We start from the raw sequence: 22753 nt of genomic DNA on the forward strand, positions 1-22753 counted from the left end.
GCGGCAGGAAGTAAAATTATGTTGAACGATATAACAGGACGTAACTATCACTCACGTGATCTATAGTAACACCTGCGCAACATAATTTACGGAAATGAACTTAAGTTTGCTGAACAGGCACTATACTCATAGAGAAATTCTTTCCGTGGATACCTATTTCAGGAGATTAGTATGATGATGTTATCTGGTAAAAAAATGGCTACAGCGGTACTGGCGGTAACGCTGGCAATGTCTCTGAGTGCTTGTTCTAACTGGTCTAAACGCGATCGTAATACCGCGATTGGCGCAGGCGCAGGCGCACTGGGCGGCGCAGTATTAACCGACGGTAGCACACTCGGCACATTAGGTGGCGCGGCAGTCGGTGGTATTGTGGGTCACCAGGTCGGTAAATAATCGTACAGGTGTCGCGCAGTACAGAATATATACTGGCGTTATTGCGTAAATTCGCAGTGAATTAAAAGGCCACGGCATTTGCCGTGGCCTTATCTTATTTATCCGGTTAACCGCCAGCCAGTTTTACCTTCATACCTTTGGCTTCCAGTAATGATTTAATCAGGTCGCGTTTATCGCCCTGAATTTCAATTACGCCATCCTTCACTGAACCACCACAACCGCATTTCTTTTTAAGCTCCGCGGCCAGACGGGCAATTTCCTCGTCACTGGCATCAATACCAGTAATCAGACAGACGCCCTTCCCTTTACGGCCGCTGGTCTGACGCTGGATACGGACAATACCGTCACCTTTCGGGCGCTCGACCACCGGTTTGGGTTCATCGATACGTCCACTGTCGGTGGAATAGACCAGCCGGCTGTTTGCATCCTTCATTTAGGCCTCCACACGTAATGAAGCATTAATGGCCTTCAGCGTCTGCGCCGGATCGGCAGATTGCGTAACCGGACGGCCTATGACCATGTAATCCACACCGGCAGCCTGCGCCTGTTCCGGCGTCATAATGCGGCGCTGGTCGCCAGCATCACTGCCCTGTGGACGAATACCCGGCGTGACCAGTTTGAAGGCCTGCCCCAGTTCGCTTTTAAAACGCACGGCTTCCTGTGCAGAACAGACAACGCCGTCAAGCCCACAGTTTTGCGTCAGACGCGCCAGGCGTTCGGCATGTTCCGCCGGAGTGCTGGTGATCCCCAAATCATGCAGGTCGCTCGCTTCCATGCTGGTCAGGACCGTCACAGCAATCAGCAGCGGCGCATCTTTACCGAAAGGCATCAACGCTTCACGGGCCGCACTCATCATTCGCGCCCCGCCGGAGGCATGAACGTTCACCATCCACACGCCCAGCTCTGCGGCGGCGGCTACCGCATGTGCCGTGGTATTGGGAATATCGTGGAATTTGAGATCCAGGAAGACGTCAAAGCCGCGCTGTTGCAGGTCGCGGACAAATTGCGGGCCAAACAGCGTGAACATTTCTTTCCCGACTTTCAGGCGGCAATCCGACGGGGAAATACGGTCGACGAAAGCAAGCGCCTGATGGCGATCGGCGTAATCAAGGGCAACAACCACAGGGGAATGCGTTACAGCGGCAAAAGAGGATGTAGCAGTAGACGTCATGATCAGACCTTCCTGATGATGGGCACCCGCGCAGGCGCAATAAGAATAAACGGCGTGCATTCTACCTGCGCGCCGTTGAAAAGGACAGAATGCATTTTTTTGCTACCAGGCGATAAGGGCACGATGTCGCAGTAGTTATGCATGGGAACAAAAAGTATGTTGTAACTAAAGTGCGGGTTTTTTTTAATATTACTGACCATCAAGGCCACGAATGGGCTTGACGGTGGACCACGCGCGACAGGACGGGCAATGCCAGTACATGGTGAAAGCGGTAAAGCCGCATTTGTGGCAGCGATAGCGTGGCTTACTGCGGATCTGCTCGCCCACCATGTCACGCAACGCCATCAGGCTCTCTTTCGCGCGCCCTTCTTCCGCTTCCTGCAAATGGTAATCCATCAGTTTGTGGAACACGCGCATGGTGGGCTGACGCTGGAGCTGACGCGTCACCAGCATTTGCGCCGTATCCTGCCCTTCACGTTGCTCGACGATATCCGCCAGCATCAGATCGGCTACCGCGCCGGTGTTCTCTTCCACGCAGCGCTGAAGAAATTCCGCCCACTCATCGGTTTTACCGGTATGCAGATAGCAGGTTTGCAGCATCTCCAGCGTTTCGCTGACCAGTTCTTTATCCTGATCCACCACACGCAGCAGACTTTCGATGGCTTTTTCGTACTCCCCTTTCGCCATCAGCACGCGGCCCATCATGATGGAAACGCGCGGGCTGTTGCGATCGGCAGCGGCTCCCTTCTTCAGCAGCGCCATGGCACGATCCAGATCGTCGTTGCCCATCTGTTGTAACGCCAGCTCACAGTAGAAGTGGGCGATTTCGACACGCTGTTTATCTTTACCCAGCTTGACCAGACGTTCGGCCACATCAATGGCTTTCTGCCAGTCGCTGGTCGCCTGGTAAATTTGCAGCAGTTGTTGCAGCGCGCCGATACGGAAGTCGGTTTCGTCAACCAGCTGATTGAACATGTCTTCAGCGCGATCGTACAGACCCGCCGCCATGTAATCGCGGCCCAGCTGTTGTACGGCCAGCAGACGCTGATCGTAAGACAGCGAGGCGCTTTCCATCAGCGTCTGGTGAATGCGGATTGCGCGGTCAACCTCGCCACGCGAGCGGAAGAGGTTTCCGAGGGTGAGATGGGCCTCAACGGTTCCGGTATCCTCTTTTAACATATCGAGGAACAGGTCAACCGCTTTATCCTGTTGATTACTAAGCAGAAAGTTAACACCCGCCACGTAATCACGCGAGAGTCGGTTTGCCTCATCCTGCTTTGTTTGTTGCGCGCTTCTGCGCCCCATATACCAGCCATACGCGGCCGCTACGGGCAACAGCAGAAACAACAACTCAAGCATATAATGTTATTCCTTGACGGACGGCGTGCCGGTCGTTACGGGAACGTCGTTTGCGGGGGCAAGCTGATGTTCAAGTCGTTTAATTTTACGTTCCGCGCGTACCAGCGAAACACGCACACGCAGCCAGAACAGTCCGCATACCAGCCAGCCAATCACAAAGCCTGCGGCAAACAGACACGCCAGCAGCGTTGAAATACGGAATTCACCCTGCGCCAGCAAATAATTGAATGTGACGAGCTGATCGTTCTGTGCACCCAGCGTGACCGAAATGACAAAAATCGCTAACACCAGTAAGAAAATGAGTAAATATTTCACATTACGTCCCGTTATGTGGATTGGAGCGAATAAATTCTGTTCAACTGACTGCATCCAGCCTTATAACCTACCATTTTCGCGACCTGGACGAAATGGAAAAGCGAGTGACCTGATGGATTTGCGGGCGAAATTCGCTATTTCAACCCCGAATGCGCGTTAACCCATCAGGCCCGTCGATAATATTATTCGTCGTCGCGGTCGGCGATCTCTTTCTTCTCTTCGACCGGCGGCGTTAATGGCCCGCAGATACGCTGCGCCAGCATGGTGGCGAAGGTGACAAGCAGTCCGGAAATCAGCGTGGCGACCACCAGATCGCGTGGCCAGTGCATTCCCAACAGCATGCGGCTGCCCATCACCGCCGTCGCCCACATCAGCAGCACGGCAATAGTGATAGTGCGCCGCCGTGGCCACAGCAAACCTACGCCCAGCAACGCCCAGCTGGCGGCAAACATGGTATGCCCTGACGGGAAAGCGAAACCGGTCTCTTTTTGCCAGTGTTTGCGCAAGAACGCCGGAATGTTCTCTTCACCGCTCAGCTGCTCTTTTACCAGATGCCCGCGATCCTTACGTTTTAAAGTGTAGAACTCATCAACCGGAATATGGTGTGTTTTTTCAAGCCAGATGACAAAAGGCCGCGGCTCCTGCACCCGATCCTTCACCCAGGACTTCACGCCCTGCCCGATTAGGATAGCGGCGGCGAGGATCACAAAAAGCATCAGCGCGGCTTTCAGACGAAATCGCAGACACCATAAAAACCAGCCGCAGAGCAGCACATGGGTGATGATCCCCCAGGGCTGCGTCACCGTTTCGGTTACCCAGTACAGCGCCTTCAGCCACGCGCTGTTGTTACCTGGCGTCCACTGCCAGCCGGATCCCCATACTATCAGCGGCATAATCAGTAATATCCCCACCCCCGCCATGGTGCGCTTTACAATAGACAGCATGTTCTCTCCTTTATGTGCCAGGCCGCTTAATAGTAACTGAAAAACAACATCACCGGCAGGAGTGACGGATTTGTGCGCTTAATCTTTACAGCCCGTTGACGCAATTAGAGAAGTTGGCCGCCTTGTGGCAAAATACCCCCAGAATGAAAGCCTGAGGGCGACAAGGCACGTCAGGTGCCAGAATAAATCCGGAGAATCACATGCAGCTTAAACGTGTGGCAGAAGCCAAACTGCCAACCCCATGGGGCGATTTCCTGATGGTGGGTTTTGAAGAACTGGCCACCGGGCAGGACCATGTTGCGCTGGTCTATGGCGACATTTCAGGCCAGACGCCGGTGCTTGCCCGCGTCCATTCAGAGTGTCTGACCGGCGATGCCCTGTTCAGTCTGCGCTGCGACTGCGGTTTCCAGCTGGAAGCGGCGCTGTCCCATATTGCCGAAGAAGGCCGCGGCATCCTGCTCTATCATCGTCAGGAAGGCCGTAATATTGGGCTGCTGAATAAAATCCGCGCGTATGCGTTACAGGATCAGGGTTACGACACTGTAGAAGCAAACCACCAGCTCGGCTTTGCCGCCGATGAGCGTGATTTCACTTTATGCGCGGACATGTTCAAACTACTGGGCGTGGACGAAGTGCGTTTGCTGACTAACAACCCGCGCAAGGTGGAGATCCTCACCGAAGCAGGCATTAATATTGTTGAACGCGTACCGCTGATCGTCGGACGCAACCCGAAAAACGCGCATTACCTTGATACCAAGGCCGCGAAAATGGGGCATTTGCTGGATTAATAAAAAAAGCCCGGCGGTATGTCCCGCCGGGCTAGCGTGAAGGGTTATCAGTGCAGCATGTTGCGGATCACGTAATGCAGGATCCCGCCGTGCTGGTAGTAAGTCAGCTCGGTTGCCGTATCAATACGGCAGCGACAGGAAATCACTTCCTGCGAGCCGTCGGCGCGGGTCAGGCGTACCGGTACCGTCGCACCAGGTTTAAGTCCGGTCAGATCTTCCACATCCAGCCGCTCTTCCCCGCTCAGCCCCAGCGTTTTACGGGTCACGCCCTGCGGGAACTCCAGCGGCAAAATGCCCATGCCGATCAGGTTAGAACGGTGGATACGCTCGAAAGATTCAGCGATCACCACGCGGATCCCTAACAGACGCGGGCCTTTCGCCGCCCAGTCACGGCTGGAGCCGGAACCGTATTCTTTACCGGCAATCACCGCCAGCGGCGTGCCCTCCTGCTGATAACGCATCGCGGCATCATAAATGGAGATCACTTCACTGCCCGGCAGATGGCGCGTCATGCCCCCTTCCACACCGGGCACCATTTCGTTGCGGATGCGGATGTTGGCGAAGGTGCCGCGCATCATCACCTCGTGGTTACCGCGTCGTGAACCGTAGGAGTTAAAATCGCGGCGCTCCACGCCATGGTTTTGCAGATAGCGTCCCGCCGGGCTGTCGGCTTTAATGCTGCCCGCCGGTGAGATATGGTCAGTGGTCACAGAATCGCCGAGCATCGCCAGAATGCGCGCGCCCTGAATATCCTCTACCGGCTTCGGCTGGGCTTCCATCTCCTCAAAGAATGGCGAGGAGCGGATGTAGGTGGAGTCAAACTGCCAGCCGTAGGTATCGGAGGCTTCCACTTTGATGGACTTCCACTCGTCAGTCCCTTCAAACACTTCCGCATACTCCTTGCGGAACATGTCAGTGGACACCTGCTCTACCGCACGGGCGATCTCCTGTCCGCTCGGCCAGATATCTTTCAGATACACCGGATCGCCTTTGCGATCGTGGCCCAGCGGATCGGTTGCCAGGTTGATGTTCATATTGCCGGCCAGCGCATAGGCCACCACCAGCGGCGGCGAGGCCAGCCAGTTGGTTTTCACCAGCGGATGAATACGACCTTCAAAGTTACGGTTGCCGGAAAGCACGGCCCCGACGGTCAGATCGCCTTTTTTGATCGCCTGTTCGATAGGATCCGGCAGCGGGCCGGAGTTACCGATACAGGTGGTGCAACCATAGCCCACCAGGTTAAAGCCCAGCTCATCGAGATACGGCGTCAGACGCGCCTGCGCCAGATAATCCGATACCACTTTCGAGCCGGGCGCCAGCGAGGCTTTCACCCACGGCTGACGCTTCAGCCCGAGGGTGACGGCTTTTTTCGCCAGCAGACCGGCCGCCATCAGCACGCTCGGGTTCGAGGTGTTGGTACATGAGGTAATGGCTGCGATGACCACCGCGCCATCTGGCAGCTGATACTGATGACCGTTCAGAACATAATCCACCGGCTGACGATCTTTCTGGGCGGTATTGAGCTCCAGCTCGGTGCTGGCCGCAAAGGCTTTTGGCACATCGCCCAGCGCCACGCGATCCTGCGGACGTTTTGGTCCGGCAAGGCTGGCTTCGACGCTGCTCATGTCCAGTTCCAGGGTACTGGTAAAGACAGGTTCATCACCCGGCTGACGCCACATGCCCTGCGCTTTCGCATAGGCTTCCACCAGCGCCACCTGATCGTCGCTGCGGCCGCTAAGACGCATGTACTCAAGCGTCACGTCATCAATCGGGAAGAATCCGCATGTCGCGCCATATTCCGGCGCCATATTGGCGATAGTGGCCCGGTCCGCCAGCGGCAGGGAGTCGAGACCGTCGCCATAAAACTCCACAAACTTACCCACCACGCCGTGTTTACGCAGCATTTGCGTCACGGTTAGCACGAGGTCAGTGGCGGTGATGCCTTCGCTCAGTTTACCGGTGAGCTTAAAGCCCACCACATCCGGGATCAGCATGGATACAGGCTGACCAAGCATGGCGGCTTCCGCTTCGATACCGCCCACGCCCCAGCCAAGCACGCCCAGCCCGTTGATCATGGTAGTGTGGGAGTCGGTGCCGACCAGGGTATCCGGATAAGCGACCCACTCTTTATCCTGCAGCTCGCTCCAGACGGCCTTACCCAGATATTCCAGGTTGACCTGATGGCAGATGCCGGTGCCAGGCGGCACAACGCTGAACCGGCTGAAGGCCTGCTGGCCCCAGCGCAGAAACACATAGCGTTCGTGGTTACGCTCCATTTCCAGACGGACGTTTTCTTCAAAGGCGTCGTCATCGCCGAAATGGTCGACGGTGACAGAGTGGTCGATAACCAGATCAACAGGGGAAAGCGGGTTAACTTTAGTGGTATCGCCACCAAGGCGTTTCACGGCTTCACGCATGGCGGCGAGATCAACAACAGCGGGAACGCCGGTAAAATCCTGCATCAGCACGCGGGCGGGACGATAAGCGATTTCACGATCGGCGTGGGCGGATTTCAACCAGCCTGCGAGGGCATGGATATCCTCCTCAGTGACGGACTCACCATCCTGCCAGCGCAGCAGGTTTTCCAGTAACACTTTTAACGACTTGGGCAAACGGGAAATATCCCCAAGTTCCTTTGCGGCCAGGGGCAGGCTGTAGTAATGGTAGGTTTTGTTTTCAGCCTGCAATGTGTCCTTACTGGCTTCGCGTAGGGTCGACGACATAAGCTCCTCCTTAATACAGGGATTGCAATTCCCTGATTATCATCAGGGTCTGTATTAAAGATAACACAAACATGCTGTAACGTTTTGATAACAACTCAAATTGATAAAAGAGGTAAAACCATTGAAGGGATAAAAACAAAAAACCCCGCTTAAGCGAGGTTTTTATGCGGTTAGTGAGCCATCATCCAGACCAGTTGTCCCCAGAACATAACCGAGACGGTGAATGCGCCCATCCATGACCAGTATTTGAGATTATTTATCATTTATACACCCTACGAATTAATCAAGCGCCACACCGGGTTGTTACCCGTTTCTATATTGCTGAGGTGTATTTATTAAGAAGTACAAAAGACCGCTGGGCGTCAGGCTAATTTCGCGCCCACGCTGTTGGTTAAATTATTGTTTTTTTGGTTCGTCTTCTGCGAACGTTTCAATAAAGGCACGCTGCTGCGGGGTGAGTTCCCATTCGTCAGGAATACGCACCTCGGCGTCCTTTTTGGCGCTAAGAGGCTTGTCATGTAACTGACATACTGGCTTCACTGTGCCGAACTGCCCCGTAAACACCATTCTCAACCCCAAAATTTCCACACCAGCAAGGCTACAACCACCCAGAACAGGGCTGAGCCAAGAAACACCGCCAGCCAGGCTTTGCGTTTCAGCGCGTGATCCCTTTGCGATTCGTCGCTTCCTGATGGCATTGCTAACCTCACACAATCGACATCACTTATCATTTTGACACCTAACAATAGGTATAAGTAATCACTAGATGAGACAAATCCTAAAATAAGTTTAGGAAAAAAGCCAGCGAATTTACCAATGATTTCCAGTTAAATATTCAATCTTTTGACCGGAAATAAATAATTGAAGAATAAAATTTGCGGACCCGTAAATTACTTTCTACTTTTGTCGCGAAAACACGACACAATTGCGGTTAAGTTGTGACAGGAATCACTCGGGGAAATGTGAGTTAAGGCAGATGATGATAATTCTGATTTAGGTTTAGGGCGATAAAAGGGTATCTTCCCGGGCGGGAAGATACCGCAGGAAATTATTTTTCTGGCAGCTTAATGTCCTGGAACATGGCTTCAATATCATCATTTGAACGCAATGCCACCGCGGTATCCACCACGTCACGGGTTAAATGTGGTGCGAAGCGCTGAATAAAATCATACATATAACTGCGCAGGAAAGTGCTGCGACGAAAACCGATTTTCGTGGTGCTGTGGCTGAACACGTCCTGTGCGTCCAGTTTTACCAGATCCGGATCCGATACCGGATCAACCGCCATGCTGGCGATCACCCCTACCCCAAGACCCAGGCGCACATAAGTTTTGATCACGTCAGCGTCCGTGGCGGTAAAGACGATACGCGGCGTCAGCCCGGCGCGATTAAAGGCGGTGTCCAGCTCTGAACGGCCGGTAAAGCCAAAGGTATAAGTAACCAGCGGGTACTGCGCCAGCTCCTCAATGCTCACCGACTGTTTGCCCGCCAGCGGATGATCGGGCGTGACGACAATCGAACGATTCCAGTGGTAGCACGGCAGCATGACCAGATCGTCATACAGGTGCAGCGCTTCGGTGGCGATGGCGAAATCAGCATTGCCTTTGGAGACGGCTTCCGCAATCTGCGTCGGCGAGCCCTGGTGCATATGCAGCGAAACACGTGGGTAGCGCTCAATAAAGCCCTTGATTACGCCGGGCAGCGCATAACGCGCCTGGGTATGGGTGGTCGCGACGTAGAGCGAGCCTTTATCCGGCCAGGTATGCTCTCCCGCCACCGACTTAATGGCATCAACTTTGGAGAGCACTTCACGGGCGATGCGTATGATCTCCTCACCGGCTGGCGTGACCTGGGTAAGATGCTTGCCGCTGCGGGCGAAAATCTGGATCCCCAGCTCATCTTCCAGCATACGGACCTGTTTGCTGATGCCGGGTTGCGAGGTGTATAGCCCCTCAGCGGTAGAGGAGACATTAAGGTTGTGATTCACCACCTCAACGATATAACGAAGCTGCTGTAGTTTCATGACGGACCATCCGGTTGAGCGCTGACGAGCAATCGTTTAAGACGATTTAATAATAAGAAATGACTTAACTATAACCACTATATCATTAATGCCCGGTCTGTATAGACAGGAACGCAAAATTATAAGCAACAAAAAAGGGCCGGATATCCGGCCCTTGCAGGGAGCAGACAGGCTAAATTACTTCTTACCTTCCACCCATTTCCCGTCGATGAAGAAAGCAGACCAGCCGGTCGCTTTACCCTCTTTCTCGGCGGAAACATACTGCTGCTTAGTCTTACGGCTAAAGCGAACGACAGTTTTGTTGCCTTCTGGATCCGCGACAGGCGCATCGGCCAGATAACGCAGTTTTTCCGGCAGACAATCGCGGAAGCGATGCAGCTCTTCCACCAGCGGTGCGCGGGTTTCACGGGATTTCGGGAAGGTGTTCGCCGCCAGGAATACCCCTGCCGCACCGTCGCGCAGTACAAAATAGGCGTCTGATTTTTCACATGGCAGCTCAGGCAGCGGCACCGGATCTTCTTTCGGTGGCGCGACTTCGCCGTTACGCAGGATCTTACGCGTGTTTTTGCATTCGTCGTTGGTGCAGGCCATGTACTTGCCGAAACGCCCCATTTTCAGGTGCATTTCAGAACCACACTTCTCACACTCCACGATCGGGCCGTCATAGCCTTTGATGCGGAATTCGCCCTCTTCGATTTCATAGCCGTCGCAGGTCGGGTTGTTACCACAGACGTGCAGCTTACGCTTGGGATCGATCAGATAGCTGTCCATAGCGGTGCCGCATTTCACGCAACGACGCTTAGCACGCAGGGCGTTGGTTTCGGCGTCGTCGCCTTCCAGCACGTTAAGGACTTCGTTTTCCGGCACCAGGTTAATGGTGGTTTTGCAGCGTTCTTTCGGCGGCAGCGCATAGCCGGAACAGCCGAGGAACACGCCGGTGCTGGCGGTACGGATACCCATTTTGCGACCGCAGGTCGGACAGTCGATACTGGTCAGCACCATCTGATTCGGACGCATGCCGCCTTCTTCCGGATCCTTTTCCGCTTTTTCAAGCTGGCCGGTGAAGTCGGTAAAGAAGTTGTCCAGCACGCCTTTCCATTCCGCTTCATGGTTGGCAACCTGGTCAAGGCTGTTTTCCATTTGCGCGGTGAAATCGTAGTTCATCAGCTCGCGGAAATTCTCTTCCAGACGGTCAGTGACGATTTCGCCCATTTTCTCGGCATAGAAGCGGCGGTTTTCTACACGCACGTAGCCGCGATCCTGAATGGTCGAGATGATAGAAGCATAGGTCGACGGACGACCGATACCGCGTTTTTCCAGCTCTTTCACCAGGGATGCTTCGCTGAAACGCGCAGGCGGCTTGGTAAAGTGCTGCGCCGGGAGCAGTTCCACAAGGGATACCACATCGCCTTTGTTCACCGCCGGCAGCGTGCGATCTTCATCGCCCTTACGCAGCTGCGGCATCACCTTCGTCCAGCCATCGAAACGCAGCGTACGGCCACGCGCCTTCAGGCGGAACTCGCCCGCTTCCACGGTCAGGGTGGTGGAATCGTACTGCGCTGGCGTCATCTGACAGGCGACAAACTGACGCCAGATCAGCTGATACAGCTTCTGCGCGTCCGCTTCCATATCCTTCAGGGACTCTGCCAGCACCGCCACGTCGGAAGGACGGATGGCTTCGTGCGCTTCCTGGGAGTTTTCTTTGCTGGCGTACTGATTGGCGCTTTCCGGCAGATATTTTTTACCGAAATTATCGCTGATATAGCCACGCACCATGCTGACGGCGTCCTGACTCAGGTTGGTGGAGTCGGTACGCATATAGGTAATGTGGCCCGCTTCGTACAGACGCTGCGCCATCATCATGGTTTTCTTCACGCCAAAGCCAAGGCGCGTACTGGCCGCCTGCTGAAGCGTGGAGGTAATAAAAGGCGCGCCAGGCTTGCTGCTGGTGGGCTTATCTTCCCGATCCGTAACGGTGTAGCGCGCTTTTTCCAGCAGGCTTACCGCCGCCATAGTCTGCTCGCGATTAACCGGACGGAAAGGCTTGTCCTGCTGATGCGTCACCTGCAACGGCAGCGCATCGCCGGAAGGCGTGGTAACGCTGGCGTCGATTTCCCAGAACTCTTCCGGGACAAAGGCTTTGATTTCGCGCTCACGCTCGACCACCAGACGCACCGCCACGGACTGAACGCGTCCGGCAGACAGGCCGCGGGCGATCTTTTTCCACAGCAGCGGCGACACCATGTAACCCACCACGCGATCCACAAAGCGGCGCGCCTGTTGAGCATTTACACGGTCGATATTCAGTTCACCCGGCTTTTCAAACGCCTGCTGGATAGCGTTTTTGGTGATTTCGTTAAACACCACGCGGCTGTAGCGCGAGTCATCGCCCCCGATCACTTCCCGCAGGTGCCAGGCAATGGCTTCCCCTTCGCGGTCAAGGTCGGTTGCGAGATAGATATGGTCCGCTTTTTCAGCGATGGCTTTCAGTTCGGCAACGACTTTTTCTTTGCCCGGAAGCACTTCATAGCGTGCATCCCATTCGTTCCATGGGTCAACGCCCATGCGGTTGACCAGCGCGCCACGTTCATCCTTTTTAGGCTTTTTGGCCGTTTTGGTGGTGGCGGAGTCGGCGCTCTTTTTGGGTGCTGAGCCACTGGTCGGCAGATCGCGGATATGACCGACGCTGGATTTCACCACGTAGTCATTACCCAGATACTTATTGATCGTTTTGGCTTTTGCCGGGGACTCAACGATGACGAGTGCTTTACCCATATTCACCTTTACCTAATTTGATTCTTCCAGGAATACGTCGCACGTTGATTCACTCTCCACCGCGACATCCGATGATGTGGCGGCGATATCCGTGGTTATCAACCCCTCTTTAAAACCGGGCGCGTGAAGTGTGGTGCCCAGGTGACTGAGTTCACAGGTGTTTTCGCGCATCAGTGCTGTAGCACGACGGACTTAAGGTCGAATGTCAAGCAATTCTGTTGCCAGATTGACGAAAGCGCACACTCTACCTGATAAAATTCGTTACGCAACTTTATTAGCATGCAAAAGCAAATCACGCCAGCCAGTCCCCGGTGTGAAAACCATTTTAAAAACAGGGAAAATTTGCGCCTGGCCCACCGGCAGACGTAGAATAAATGCCTTGTCAGAGGAGCAGACTATGCACGAGAACATTCAACCTATCGATCGCCAGTCACTATTAGCTGAAGCTAACCGAATCATCCGCGAGCATGACGATTTTATTCAGGGCATCGAAGCGACGGATGTCACTGAACGCAACGGCGTGCTGGTGTTCAGCGGCGACTATTTCCTTGATGAGCAAGGCCTGCCGACGTCGAAAAGTACGGCGGTGTTTAATATGTTCAAACACCTGGCCCATGTGCTGTCCGAAAAGTATACCCTTGCGGACTGACGGCAATAAAAAAGCGAGGTGATTCACCTCGCTTTTTGTTTTACAGCAACGGTTTTTCACCGCGCTGCCACCAGCGCAGCAGCAGGCGGTCAGCGGCTTCCGCCGCACTGCCGGTAAAGCGGTCCATCAGCTTTTTACGCTGGGCGTAACGGATGCCGATCACCTCGCGCTCTTTAATCAGCCCCAGCAGCAGATCGTCGCTGGTGCCCACTTCATCCACCAGTCCTTTTTCCAGCGCCTGTACGCCATACCAGTGCTCGCCAGTGGCGACCTGGTCGATGTCCAGCGACGGACGCATCTGCTTCACATACTCTTTAAACAGATCGTGCGTCTCATTCAGGCTCTCACGGAACTTCTGCCGCCCTTCTTCGGTGTTTTCACCCAGCAGCGTCAACGTACGCTTGTACTGCCCGGCGGTGTGCAGCTCGATGTCGATGTCTTTGCTTTTCAGGAAGCGGTTAAAGTTCGGGATTTGCGCCACCACGCCGATAGAGCCGACGATGGCGAAAGGCGCAGCCACGATCTTATCGGCCACGCAGGCCATCATATAGCCGCCGCTGGCCGCCACTTTATCCACCGCCACCGTTAAGGGGATGTTTTTGTCGCGCAGGCGCTGGAGCTGGGAAGACGCCAGCCCGTAGCCATGCACCACGCCGCCGGGACTTTCCAGACGCAGCACCACCTGGTCTTCCGGCCCTGCGATGGTGATCACCGCGGTGATCTCTTCGCGCAGGGAGTTCACCTCATGGGCATCCATACTGCCTTTGAAATCCAGCACAAAAACCCGTGGCTTCGTGGCCGTAACCGGGGTGCCCTGCTTCGCGCTGGCCTTCGCCGCTTTCGCGTCCTGCTTCGCTTTTTTCTTCTGCGCTTTATGCCACAGCTTTTGCTGGTGATCGTCCAGCAGCGCGACGGAGACCTCCTCCTGCATCTCCTTATATTGTTCGCTCAGCCTGGTGACACGTAATTCACCCCGCTGACGCTTGCGCTGGGCAAGATTTACAATCAGTACCGCCACGACAACAATCGCCAGCACAACGGTGGCAATCTTTGCCAAAAACAACCCATATTCAGACAGTAATTCCACGCGTACCACCTTGGTTAAACCGCATTACGTTCGCATTCAGTGTACATGACAGGTTCCGGCTCGTCTTCTGCCACCGCACAATGTTACGAGGCATCTTCCTGATTTTTTTAGACTCCATGAAAAGGTTGCAAAGTGTTAACCAGCAGGATTGTCTGCCTTTGGCTGATTGAAATACGGGCCGGATTAAGGCATAAAACCAGCAAGTCAAGTCGAAGTCAGCCTGGCGCGCCACGATCGCGACGCCTGAGGAGAGAATGTGTATTACCAGCCACAACGAGATCTACTGCAAAACCGCATCATTCTGGTCACCGGCGCCAGCGCAGGTATTGGCGAAGAAACCGCGCGTACCTATGCCCGCCACGGTGCCCAGGTGATCCTGCTGGGGCGTAACGACGAAAAGTTGCGCCGGGTTGCGCAGGCCGTTGCGGATGAATGCGGGCAGATGCCGCGCTGGTTTACGCTGGATATGGAAACCTGCACCCCTGCCGACTGTGAACAGCTCGCGCAGACGCTTGCCGCGCATTATTCGCGGCTGGATGGTGTATTACATAACGCCGGTCTGCTTGGCGATATCTGTCCGATGGATCAGCAAAATCCGCAGGTCTGGCAACGGGTGATGCAGGTCAACGTCAATGCCACCTTTTTCCTCACCCAGGCATTGCTTCCTTTATTACTGAAATCAGAAGCCGGTTCGCTGGTATTTACCTCCTCAAGCGTTGGACGTCAGGGTCGCGCCAACTGGGGCGCTTATGCCGCCTCCAAGTTTGCCACCGAAGGCATGATGCAGGTGCTGGCAGAGGAGTATCAAAGCCGTCATCTGCGGGTAAACTGCATTAATCCGGGCGGAACCCGCACCGGTATGCGCGCCAGCGCCTTCCCGACGGAAGATCCGCAAAAACTGAAAACGCCGGCGGATATTATGCCGCTCTATTTATGGTTAATGGGCGATGACAGCCGTCGCAAAACCGGCCTGAGCTTTGATGCTCAGCCAGGACGTAAACCGGGAATATCGCAATGAGTGAAGATCGTTATCAGCAGCGTCAGCAGCGCGTGAAAGAGAAAGTCGATGCGCGCGTTGCCGCCGCCCAGGATGAACGCGGCATTATCATCGTCTTTACCGGCAACGGCAAAGGCAAAACCACCGCGGCCTTCGGCACCGCGACACGCGCTGTCGGACACGGCAAAAAAGTGGGAGTGATCCAGTTTATCAAAGGTACCTGGCCTAACGGCGAGCGCAATCTGCTTGAGCCGCACGGTGTGGAATTTCAGGTGATGGCCACCGGCTTTACCTGGGACACGCAAAATCGTGAATCGGACACCGCCGCCTGTACCGCCGTCTGGGAGCATGGCCGCCGGATGCTGGCGGATGCCTCTCTGGATCTGGTGATCCTGGACGAGCTGACCTACATGGTGGCCTATGACTATTTACCGCTGGAAGAGGTTATCAGCGCCCTGCAAAATCGTCCCCCGCAGCAGACGGTGATTATTACCGGGCGCGGTTGTCATCGTGACATTCTGGAACTGGCGGATACCGTCAGCGAGCTGCGTCCGGTTAAACATGCTTTTGATGCGGGCGTAAAAGCGCAGATGGGAATAGATTATTGAGTGATTTTGCCAGGTGGCGCTACGCTCACCTGGCCTGCCAGTCACAGTCCTGAAAACCCGCGCAAGCGAAGCGCCGCCGGGCTTGTGTACAGATTAACCGTTTGTTTTGTTACGAGTGCTTGAGCGGCGACCGGTTGATGCCGGACGCGGGTTTGAGGTCTGGCTGTGACGTTTTACCGCACGGCGGATCTGATTCGCTTTCACCCGGCGGCGATCTTTCTCGACGGCCACTTTTGATTCGGTTTCCGGTTTCAGCTCCACCAGCTCACGCAGGTAGTTGGTCTGCGCCAGATCCAGTTCGGTATAACCCCCACGCGGCAGGCCTTTCGGCAGCGGAATATCGCCGTAGCGAACGCGGATCAGGCGGCTGACCTGCACGCCAACGGCTTCCCACAAACGACGCACTTCACGATTGCGCCCTTCGGTTAAGGTGACGTTGTACCACTGGTTGATGCCTTCGCCGCCGCTGAACTTGATGGTTTTAAAGGCGGCCGGGCCGTCTTCCAGCTGAACACCACGGGCCAGTTCACGCAGCTTGTTATCGTCGACCTGACCGAAAACGCGCACAGCGTATTCACGTTCCACTTCACGGCTCGGGTGCATCAGACGGTTCGCCAGTTCACCATCGGTGGTAAACAGCAGCAGGCCGCAGGTATTAACATCAAGACGCCCTACGGCGATCCAGCGCGCGCCGCGCAGTTTCGGCAGACGGTCAAATACGGTCGGACGCCCTTCCGGATCGTTGCGCGTACACAGCTCACCTTCGGGTTTGTAATAGGCCAGCACGCGGCAGATTTGTTCAACGGATTCTTTTACGGAGATCAGATGTCCGTCGATACGGATTTTCAGGCCCGGCTGAACCTCAACGCGATCGCCCAGCTTAGCAATTTTGCCGTCTACGCTGACGCGACCCGCTTCGATAATGGTTTCAATTTCACGGCGTGAGCCGTGGCCGGCACGCGCCAGCACTTTCTGTAGTTTTTCGCTCATGGAGCATCCTTCAGGTGTCGCCTTCACAGGCGTCTGGTATACTTTCAAAAACAACGAGTTATGAATTTCACCCTCGCTGCTATGTAAAATCGCTGGCGTCAAAGAACGCGCCCAATTTCATGTGGCCGCACATATTACACGAATTTATGCACGAATGCTGCAATGCTGCTCGCGAACCGCATTTCTGGAGTATATAAGGAAGGCATAATGAAAAGCTTTACCTCTTCTGTGGCTGGCTGTCAGATCCGCTATCACGATCTGCCGGGGCCTGGCGAACCGCTGGTCTTTATTCACGGGCTGGGATGCGCCTCGTCCTTTGAATATCCGCGTGTCGTCATGGACCCGGCTTTCTCACCACGTCGGGTGATCCTGATTGATTTACCGGGCAGTGGCTACAGTGATAAACCAGCGTATTACAGTTACTCCACCACCGATCAGGCTCAGGCGGTAACTGAATTGCTGACGGACATTGGCCTGACGCAGTTCTGGTTATACGGGCACAGCATGGGCGGTAGCATTGCCATTGAAGTGGCCACCGCAATGCAGGCATCACTTCTGGGACTAATTGTATCGGAGCCAAACTTTTATAAAGGTGGCGGCCAATTCAGCCGCGGGATTGCGGCAATCTCACAAGATGAATTTATAGCCGGAGGTTACCAGGGCTTAATTGATAACGAAGAGAGTCCATGGAAAGGTTCTTTGCAGAGCACTCTGCCGCTCGCCGTCTGGCGCGGAGCAACATCACTGGTTGAAGGTATCGAACCTGAATGGTTTTCCCTCTTTACCGCCCTGCCGGTTCGTAAACAGTTACTGTTCGGGGAATGGTCTTTGCCGGATCAGGATTTTGAAGCGGTTAAGTCACAAGGAATAGCGTGCCGGATCATTAATGCCGCAGGCCACTCTATGTCATGGGAAAACCCGACAGGACTGGCGCAGGCATTAAGCGAGTTCTGTACGCTATAAGCCGGGCCACCTGTTGTGGCCCGGCGCATCACTTATAAGAAAGGTTTAACGTCCCCGACGCCTTCGCGCAGGATCACCGGCGAATCATCGGTTAAATCGATAACCGTTGTTGGCTGCTGGCCAAGGTAACCGCCGTGGATGACCAGATCGACATGTTTTTCCAGGCGATCTTTGATCTCTTCCGGATCGGATTCGGTAAAATCGCTGCCCGGCAGCATCAGCGAGGTGGAAAGCATTGGCTCATTGAGCGTTTCCAGCAGCGCCAGGGCGATGGGGTTGGATGGCACACGCAGGCCGATGGTTTTACGTTTTTCCTGCAACAGCCGGCGCGGCACTTCTTTCGTGCCTTTCAGAATAAAAGTGTAGTTGCCGGGCGTGTTGTTTTTGATCAGACGGAACGCCACGTTATCCACATAAGCGTAGGTGGACAACTCCGACAGATCGCGGCACATCAGGGTAAAGTTGTGGCCGTCCGGCAGCTGGCGGATGCGGCAAATGCGCTCCATGGCGCCCTTGTCTTCCAGTTTGCACCCCAGCGCATAGCCGGAATCGGTTGGATAAACAATCACCCCGCCTTTGCGCACAATTTCCACGGCCTGATTAATCAGCCGCGCCTGCGGGTTGTCCGGGTGAATATAGAAAAACTGACTCATACTGCCCTCTCATTGGTGTTCTGTGGCTGCTCCCACGATGTCCACACCCCTTCCACGCCTGCGGGTAACCAGAGCTTACGACCCAGTTCGATCCACGGGCAGGGCTGATGGAAATCCGAGCCCTGCGAAGCCAGTAAACCAAACTGTTGCGCATAAGCTGCAAGCTGGGTGCGCTCGTTAGGCGCCTGCTGACATTGCGATACTTCCATGGCGTCGCCGCCCTGTTCGGCGAAGTGCGCCAGCAGTCTTTTCAGCCATTTAGCGCTCAAATCATACCGCCCCGGATGGGCGATAACCGCTTTGCCGCCAGAATGATGAATGACATCAATAGCTTGTTTTATTGTACACCACTGTGGCGGAACGTAGCCGGTTTTCCCCCGCGCGAGGTATTTTTTAAATACATCCGCCACGTTATTGGCTTTGCCGCTGGCGACCAGAAAACGCGCGAAATGCCCACGGGTCACGGCACCGCCCTGCGCCAGGGCCTGCGCCCCTTCCAGCGCGCCGGGAATATGCGCTTTTTCAAGCCGTTCGGCGATAAGCTGCGCCCGCTGCTGGCGTCGCGCCTTTTGTTCGTCCAGCAGTTCACACACCGCCGGATGAGTGCTATCAATATTGAGGCCGACGATATGGATCTCATGGTTTTCCCAGAGGGTTGAGATTTCCACGCCGGGGATGAGCGTTAATGCCAGGCCCGCGCGTTCGATTTCGGCCTGCGCGGCGGCGATGCCGTCGGTGGTGTCATGATCGGTGATCGCCAGCGTACCGACGCGCATCTCAACCGCGCGGTGCACCAGTTTTTCGGGTGAAAGCAAACCGTCTGAAGCGAGAGTGTGGGAATGAAGATCGTAAATCACTGCGTAATTCGTGTCGCTCAAAGCGGCTCCCATGGGGATATAAAGAAGGTGACCGCGCCATCATAACGGTTGCCGATGATTTTTGCGAAATCAGGGGTTGACTTTATTTCCCCGAACCAGTTAACTAGTACGCAAGTTCACACGACGAGGTATCTGAAAATGACTGCATTCTCAACACGTAACCGCTGGTGGCGCACTCCTGATTACGGGCAGTGAGGTCACGTCTGCGTCACGCAAACAGATACCCCGGCCCGCCTCGTGAGCGGGCTTTTTTATGAACAAAATAACGAGAACGATTATGCAAACGCAAAAACCAGCACTCGAACTTCTTACTGATGATGCGGTGTACCGTGAAAATCCAACGGCGCTGTTTCACCAGATCTGCGGCGCGCGGCCGGCGACGCTGCTGCTCGAATCCGCAGACATCGACAGCAAAAATGATTTAAAAAGCCTGCTGCTGGTGGATGCCGCGCTGCGCATTACCGCGCTGGGTGACACTGTCACCATCAATGCCTTTACCGCCAACGGCGCGTCCCTGCTGCCGCTGCTGGACGCGGCGCTGCCCTCAGGCGTGGAAAATATAAAAACGGATAACAGTCGTGTATTGCGCTTCCCGCCGGTTAGCGCGTTGCTGGATGAAGACGCCCGCCTGTGTTCGTTGTCGGTGTTTGACGCCTTCCGCCTGCTGCAAACGCTGGTCACACTGCCTGCCGATGAGCGTGAAGCGATGTTCTTTGGCGGTCTGTTCGCCTATGACCTGGTGGCAGGTTTTGAAGAATTACCGGCCCTGGCGCAGGATAATAACTGCCCGGATTACTGTTTTTACCTGGCGGAAACGCTGCTGGTGATCGATCACCAGAAGCAGCATACCCGTATCCAGGCAAGCCTCTTTACGCCGCAGGCCGCCGAGCGCGATCGCCTGACGCAACGAATGGCAACGCTGCGCCAGCAGTTGCACGACCTGCCCGTTGCGCTGCCGGTGGAATCCATCGCCTCCATGCGCTGCGACTGTAATCAGAGCGACGAGGAGTACGGCGCGGTAGTGCGCGAAATGCAGAAAGCGATCCGCGCCGGGGAAATTTTCCAGGTGGTGCCGTCCCGCCGCTTCTCCCTGCCCTGCCCGTCGCCGCTGGCGGCCTATGATGTGCTGAAGAAAAGCAATCCCAGCCCGTACATGTTCTTTATGCAGGATGCCGATTTCACCCTGTTCGGCGCGTCGCCCGAGAGCTCGCTGAAATATGACGCAAACACCCGCCAGATTGAAATCTACCCCATTGCCGGGACGCGCCCGCGCGGGCGTCGTGCCGATGGCTCGCTGGATCGCGATCTGGACAGCCGTATTGAGCTGGAGATGCGTACCGATCATAAAGAGCTGTCAGAGCACCTGATGCTGGTGGATTTAGCGCGTAACGATCTGGCCCGCATCTGTACGCCGGGCAGCCGTTATGTGGCGGATCTGACCAAAGTCGATCGCTACTCCTTTGTGATGCACCTGGTTTCCCGCGTGGTGGGTGAACTGCGCCACGATCTGGATGCGCTGCACGCTTATCGCGCCTGTATGAACATGGGTACCCTGAGCGGGGCGCCAAAAGTTCGCGCCATGCAGCTCATCGCCGGTGCCGAAGGTACCCGCCGCGGCAGCTACGGCGGCGCGGTGGGTTATTTTACTGCCCACGGCGATCTCGACACCTGCATCGTCATTCGTTCCGCCTACGTGGAAAACGGCGTCGCCACCGTTCAGGCGGGCGCAGGCGTGGTGCTGGATTCTGTGCCGCAGTCCGAAGCCGATGAAACCCGTAATAAAGCCCGCGCCGTCCTGCGCGCCATTGCCACTGCACACCACGCACAGGAGACGTTCTGATGGCTGATATTCTGCTGCTCGATAATATCGACTCGTTTACTTACAACCTCGCCGATCAGCTGCGCGCCAGCGGGCACAATGTGGTGATTTACCGTAATCATGTCCCGGCGCAGACGCTGATTGACCGTCTGACCACCATGGACAACCCGGTGCTGATGCTCTCGCCAGGGCCGGGCGCGCCGTCGGAAGCGGGCTGTATGCCGGAGTTGCTCACCCGTCTGCGCGGCAAACTGCCGATCATCGGCATCTGTCTGGGTCATCAGGCGATTGTCGAAGCCTACGGCGGCTACGTGGGCCAGGCAGGTGAGATCCTGCACGGCAAAGCGTCGAGCATTGAACATGACAGCCAGGCGATGTTCGCCGGGCTGAGCAATCCGCTGCCGGTAGCCCGTTACCATTCGCTGGTGGGCAGTAATATTCCGGCGGGTCTGACCATCAACGCCCATTTCAACGGCATGGTGATGGCAGTGCGCCACGATGCGGATCGCGTCTGCGGCTTCCAGTTCCATCCGGAATCGATCCTCACCACCCAGGGCGCGCGTCTGCTGGAGCAGACTCTGGCATGGGCGATGCAAAAACTGGAGCAGACCAATACCCTGCAACCGATCCTCGAAAAACTTTACCAGGCGCAGACCCTGAGCCAGCAGGAGAGCCACCAGCTGTTTTCCGCGGTGGTGCGCGGCGAGCTGAAGCCAGAGCAACTGGCGGCGGCGCTGGTCAGCATGAAGATCCGCGGCGAACACCCGAATGAGATCGCCGGGGCCGCCACCGCCCTGCTGGAAAACGCCGCGCCCTTCCCGCGCCCGGATTATGCCTTTGCAGATATTGTCGGCACCGGCGGCGACGGCAGCAACAGCATCAATATTTCCACCGCCAGCGCTTTTGTGGCGGCGGCCTGTGGGCTGAAAGTCGCCAAGCACGGCAACCGCAGCGTTTCCAGTAAATCGGGCTCTTCCGATCTGCTGGCGGCCTTCGGCATTAATCTGGATATGCAGGCGGAAAAATCCCGCACCGCGCTGGACGAGCTGGGCGTCTGTTTCCTGTTCGCGCCGAAATATCACACCGGTTTTCGTCACGCCATGCCGGTGCGTCAGCAGCTGAAAACCCGCACGCTGTTTAACGTGCTGGGGCCGCTGATCAATCCGGCGCATCCGCCGCTGGCGCTGATCGGCGTCTACAGCCCGGAGCTGGTGCTGCCGATTGCCGAAACGCTGCGCGTGCTGGGCTATCAGCGTGCGGCCGTGGTACACAGCGGCGGCATGGATGAAGTGTCGCTGCATGCGCCGACGGTGGTAGCCGAACTGCATGAAGGAGAAATCAAAAGCTATCAGCTGACCGCCGCCGATTTTGGCCTGACGCCTTACCATCAGGAGCAGCTGGCAGGCGGCACGCCGGAAGAAAACCGTGACATTCTGACGCGCTTATTACAAGGTAAAGGCGAGGCTGCGCATGAAGCTGCCGTGGCCGCTAACGTCGCCATGCTGATGCGTTTGCACGGTGAAGAAGATTTACAGGCCAATGCGCAAAAAGTTCTGGATGTGCTGCACAGCGGCGCGGCGTATGACAAAGTCACCGCACTTGCGGCAAGAGGGTAAAT

General features: G+C 55.6%; 22 protein-coding genes and 1 other annotated feature. Of the genes, 8 read left to right on the plus strand and 14 right to left on the minus strand.

Translation table 11 applies throughout. The annotated features are described in order from the left end of the window. Positions 1–174: 174 nt before the first annotated feature. Positions 175–393 carry an osmotically-inducible lipoprotein OsmB gene (gene osmB, locus BMF08_RS16415; protein WP_072569457.1) on the plus strand — a complete coding sequence of 73 codons (219 nt, stop codon included), beginning with the start codon at positions 175–177 and terminating at the stop codon, positions 391–393. A 106-nt stretch (positions 394–499) separates the two neighbouring features. Here osmB and yciH read toward each other — a convergent pair whose 3' ends face one another. From yciH to pgpB, 5 genes are all read right to left on the minus strand, one after another. Beyond that, the gene (gene yciH, locus BMF08_RS16420) at positions 500–826 is read right to left on the minus strand and encodes a stress response translation initiation inhibitor YciH (RefSeq protein WP_072568610.1); all 327 of its coding nucleotides are present in this window, start codon (positions 824–826) and stop codon (positions 500–502) included. Then, a complete protein-coding gene (gene pyrF, locus BMF08_RS16425; RefSeq protein ID WP_105310582.1) occupies positions 827–1564 on the minus strand; it encodes an orotidine-5'-phosphate decarboxylase in 738 nt (245 codons plus the stop codon). It abuts the gene before it with no gap. A 189-nt stretch (positions 1565–1753) separates the two neighbouring features. Continuing rightward, positions 1754–2923, minus strand: coding sequence for a lipopolysaccharide assembly protein LapB (gene lapB, locus BMF08_RS16430; RefSeq protein ID WP_072568612.1), 1170 nt, complete (start codon positions 2921–2923; stop codon positions 1754–1756). Between the two features lie 6 nt (positions 2924–2929). Then, entirely contained in the window at positions 2930–3238 is a 309-nt protein-coding gene (locus tag BMF08_RS16435; protein WP_072568613.1) for a LapA family protein, read from the minus strand. Between the two features lie 182 nt (positions 3239–3420). Next, positions 3421–4182 carry a phosphatidylglycerophosphatase B gene (pgpB, locus tag BMF08_RS16440; protein ID WP_072568614.1) on the minus strand — a complete coding sequence of 254 codons (762 nt, stop codon included), beginning with the start codon at positions 4180–4182 and terminating at the stop codon, positions 3421–3423. Between the two features lie 200 nt (positions 4183–4382). Here pgpB and ribA point away from each other — a divergent pair, with 200 nt between their 5' ends. Beyond that, the gene (gene ribA, locus BMF08_RS16445; RefSeq protein WP_072568615.1) at positions 4383–4970 is read left to right on the plus strand and encodes a GTP cyclohydrolase II; all 588 of its coding nucleotides are present in this window, start codon (positions 4383–4385) and stop codon (positions 4968–4970) included. Between the two features lie 47 nt (positions 4971–5017). Here the strand turns inward: ribA and acnA are convergent, their stop codons facing one another. The 5 genes from acnA to topA form a co-directional block, all read right to left on the minus strand. Continuing rightward, entirely contained in the window at positions 5018–7693 is a 2676-nt protein-coding gene (gene acnA / locus BMF08_RS16450) for an aconitate hydratase AcnA (protein WP_072568616.1), read from the minus strand. A 170-nt stretch (positions 7694–7863) separates the two neighbouring features. Continuing rightward, positions 7864–7956, minus strand: coding sequence for a small membrane protein YmiC (gene ymiC / locus BMF08_RS21370; protein WP_234007187.1), 93 nt, complete (start codon positions 7954–7956; stop codon positions 7864–7866). A gap of 306 nt (positions 7957–8262) precedes the next feature. After that, the gene (locus BMF08_RS16455; RefSeq protein WP_234007231.1) at positions 8263–8403 is read right to left on the minus strand and encodes a YmiA family putative membrane protein; all 141 of its coding nucleotides are present in this window, start codon (positions 8401–8403) and stop codon (positions 8263–8265) included. Positions 8404–8741: 338 nt separating this feature from the next. Continuing rightward, a complete protein-coding gene (gene cysB / locus BMF08_RS16460; RefSeq protein WP_072568618.1) occupies positions 8742–9716 on the minus strand; it encodes an HTH-type transcriptional regulator CysB in 975 nt (324 codons plus the stop codon). Positions 9717–9893: 177 nt separating this feature from the next. Then, the gene (gene topA / locus BMF08_RS16465; RefSeq protein ID WP_072568619.1) at positions 9894–12491 is read right to left on the minus strand and encodes a type I DNA topoisomerase; all 2598 of its coding nucleotides are present in this window, start codon (positions 12489–12491) and stop codon (positions 9894–9896) included. A 397-nt stretch (positions 12492–12888) separates the two neighbouring features. Here topA and BMF08_RS16470 point away from each other — a divergent pair, with 397 nt between their 5' ends. Further along, positions 12889–13140: a YciN family protein gene (locus tag BMF08_RS16470; protein WP_072568620.1), complete on the plus strand. Its 252-nt coding sequence runs from the start codon at positions 12889–12891 to the stop codon at positions 13138–13140. A 40-nt stretch (positions 13141–13180) separates the two neighbouring features. On the opposite strand, the gene sohB is transcribed toward BMF08_RS16470, so the two are convergent. Next, on the minus strand, positions 13181–14227 hold the full coding sequence (sohB, locus tag BMF08_RS16475; RefSeq protein WP_072568621.1) for a protease SohB: 1047 nt from the start codon (positions 14225–14227) through the stop codon (positions 13181–13183). A gap of 256 nt (positions 14228–14483) precedes the next feature. On the opposite strand from sohB, the gene BMF08_RS16480 reads away from it, so the two are divergent. Beyond that, positions 14484–15245 (plus strand): YciK family oxidoreductase, encoded by a 762-nt coding sequence (locus BMF08_RS16480; protein WP_072568622.1) that lies wholly within the window; start codon positions 14484–14486, stop codon positions 15243–15245. Further along, on the plus strand, positions 15242–15832 hold the full coding sequence (cobO, locus tag BMF08_RS16485; RefSeq protein ID WP_072568623.1) for a cob(I)yrinic acid a,c-diamide adenosyltransferase: 591 nt from the start codon (positions 15242–15244) through the stop codon (positions 15830–15832). The genes BMF08_RS16480 and cobO overlap by 4 nt, the downstream gene beginning before the upstream one ends. A 93-nt stretch (positions 15833–15925) precedes the next feature. Here cobO and rluB read toward each other — a convergent pair whose 3' ends face one another. Continuing rightward, positions 15926–16822 carry a 23S rRNA pseudouridine(2605) synthase RluB gene (gene rluB, locus BMF08_RS16490; RefSeq protein ID WP_072568624.1) on the minus strand — a complete coding sequence of 299 codons (897 nt, stop codon included), beginning with the start codon at positions 16820–16822 and terminating at the stop codon, positions 15926–15928. A 207-nt stretch (positions 16823–17029) separates the two neighbouring features. Here rluB and BMF08_RS16495 point away from each other — a divergent pair, with 207 nt between their 5' ends. Beyond that, positions 17030–17785: an alpha/beta fold hydrolase gene (locus tag BMF08_RS16495; RefSeq protein ID WP_072568625.1), complete on the plus strand. Its 756-nt coding sequence runs from the start codon at positions 17030–17032 to the stop codon at positions 17783–17785. A gap of 32 nt (positions 17786–17817) precedes the next feature. Here BMF08_RS16495 and BMF08_RS16500 read toward each other — a convergent pair whose 3' ends face one another. Beyond that, entirely contained in the window at positions 17818–18438 is a 621-nt protein-coding gene (locus BMF08_RS16500; RefSeq protein ID WP_072568626.1) for an L-threonylcarbamoyladenylate synthase, read from the minus strand. After that, positions 18435–19316: an RNase RNM gene (gene rnm, locus BMF08_RS16505; protein WP_072568627.1), complete on the minus strand. Its 882-nt coding sequence runs from the start codon at positions 19314–19316 to the stop codon at positions 18435–18437. Before rnm ends, BMF08_RS16500 begins: the two co-directional genes overlap by 4 nt. 159 nt (positions 19317–19475) lie before the next feature. Beyond that, positions 19476–19571 (plus strand) — a sequence feature (Trp leader region). Positions 19572–19593: 22 nt separating this feature from the next. Here rnm and BMF08_RS16510 point away from each other — a divergent pair. Continuing rightward, the gene (locus BMF08_RS16510; RefSeq protein ID WP_072568628.1) at positions 19594–21156 is read left to right on the plus strand and encodes an anthranilate synthase component 1; all 1563 of its coding nucleotides are present in this window, start codon (positions 19594–19596) and stop codon (positions 21154–21156) included. After that, positions 21156–22751, plus strand: a complete 1596-nt coding sequence (trpD, locus tag BMF08_RS16515) for a bifunctional anthranilate synthase glutamate amidotransferase component TrpG/anthranilate phosphoribosyltransferase TrpD (RefSeq protein WP_072568629.1) — start codon at positions 21156–21158, stop codon at positions 22749–22751. The genes BMF08_RS16510 and trpD overlap by 1 nt, the downstream gene beginning before the upstream one ends. Positions 22752–22753: the final 2 nt, after the last annotated feature.

The organism is Enterobacter sp. SA187, assembly GCF_001888805.2.
GTDB lineage: Bacteria > Pseudomonadota > Gammaproteobacteria > Enterobacterales > Enterobacteriaceae > Enterobacter_D.

Bases quoted from the DNA above. Each gene is read 5' to 3' on its own strand.
- osmB (WP_072569457.1), top strand. From the start codon at position 175: ATGATGTTATCTGGTAAAAAAATGGCTACAGCGGTACTGGCGGTAACG.
- yciH (WP_072568610.1), bottom strand. From the start codon at position 826: ATGAAGGATGCAAACAGCCGGCTGGTCTATTCCACCGACAGTGGACGT.
- pyrF (WP_105310582.1), bottom strand. From the start codon at position 1,564: ATGACGTCTACTGCTACATCCTCTTTTGCCGCTGTAACGCATTCCCCT.
- lapB (WP_072568612.1), bottom strand. From the start codon at position 2,923: ATGCTTGAGTTGTTGTTTCTGCTGTTGCCCGTAGCGGCCGCGTATGGC.
- pgpB (WP_072568614.1), bottom strand. From the start codon at position 4,182: ATGCTGTCTATTGTAAAGCGCACCATGGCGGGGGTGGGGATATTACTG.
- ribA (WP_072568615.1), top strand. From the start codon at position 4,383: ATGCAGCTTAAACGTGTGGCAGAAGCCAAACTGCCAACCCCATGGGGC.
- acnA (WP_072568616.1), bottom strand. From the start codon at position 7,693: ATGTCGTCGACCCTACGCGAAGCCAGTAAGGACACATTGCAGGCTGAA.
- ymiC (WP_234007187.1), bottom strand. From the start codon at position 7,956: ATGATAAATAATCTCAAATACTGGTCATGGATGGGCGCATTCACCGTC.
- cysB (WP_072568618.1), bottom strand. From the start codon at position 9,716: ATGAAACTACAGCAGCTTCGTTATATCGTTGAGGTGGTGAATCACAAC.
- topA (WP_072568619.1), bottom strand. From the start codon at position 12,491: ATGGGTAAAGCACTCGTCATCGTTGAGTCCCCGGCAAAAGCCAAAACG.
- BMF08_RS16470 (WP_072568620.1), top strand. From the start codon at position 12,889: ATGCACGAGAACATTCAACCTATCGATCGCCAGTCACTATTAGCTGAA.
- cobO (WP_072568623.1), top strand. From the start codon at position 15,242: ATGAGTGAAGATCGTTATCAGCAGCGTCAGCAGCGCGTGAAAGAGAAA.
- rluB (WP_072568624.1), bottom strand. From the start codon at position 16,822: ATGAGCGAAAAACTACAGAAAGTGCTGGCGCGTGCCGGCCACGGCTCA.
- BMF08_RS16495 (WP_072568625.1), top strand. From the start codon at position 17,030: ATGAAAAGCTTTACCTCTTCTGTGGCTGGCTGTCAGATCCGCTATCAC.
- BMF08_RS16500 (WP_072568626.1), bottom strand. From the start codon at position 18,438: ATGAGTCAGTTTTTCTATATTCACCCGGACAACCCGCAGGCGCGGCTG.
- BMF08_RS16510 (WP_072568628.1), top strand. From the start codon at position 19,594: ATGCAAACGCAAAAACCAGCACTCGAACTTCTTACTGATGATGCGGTG.
- trpD (WP_072568629.1), top strand. From the start codon at position 21,156: ATGGCTGATATTCTGCTGCTCGATAATATCGACTCGTTTACTTACAAC.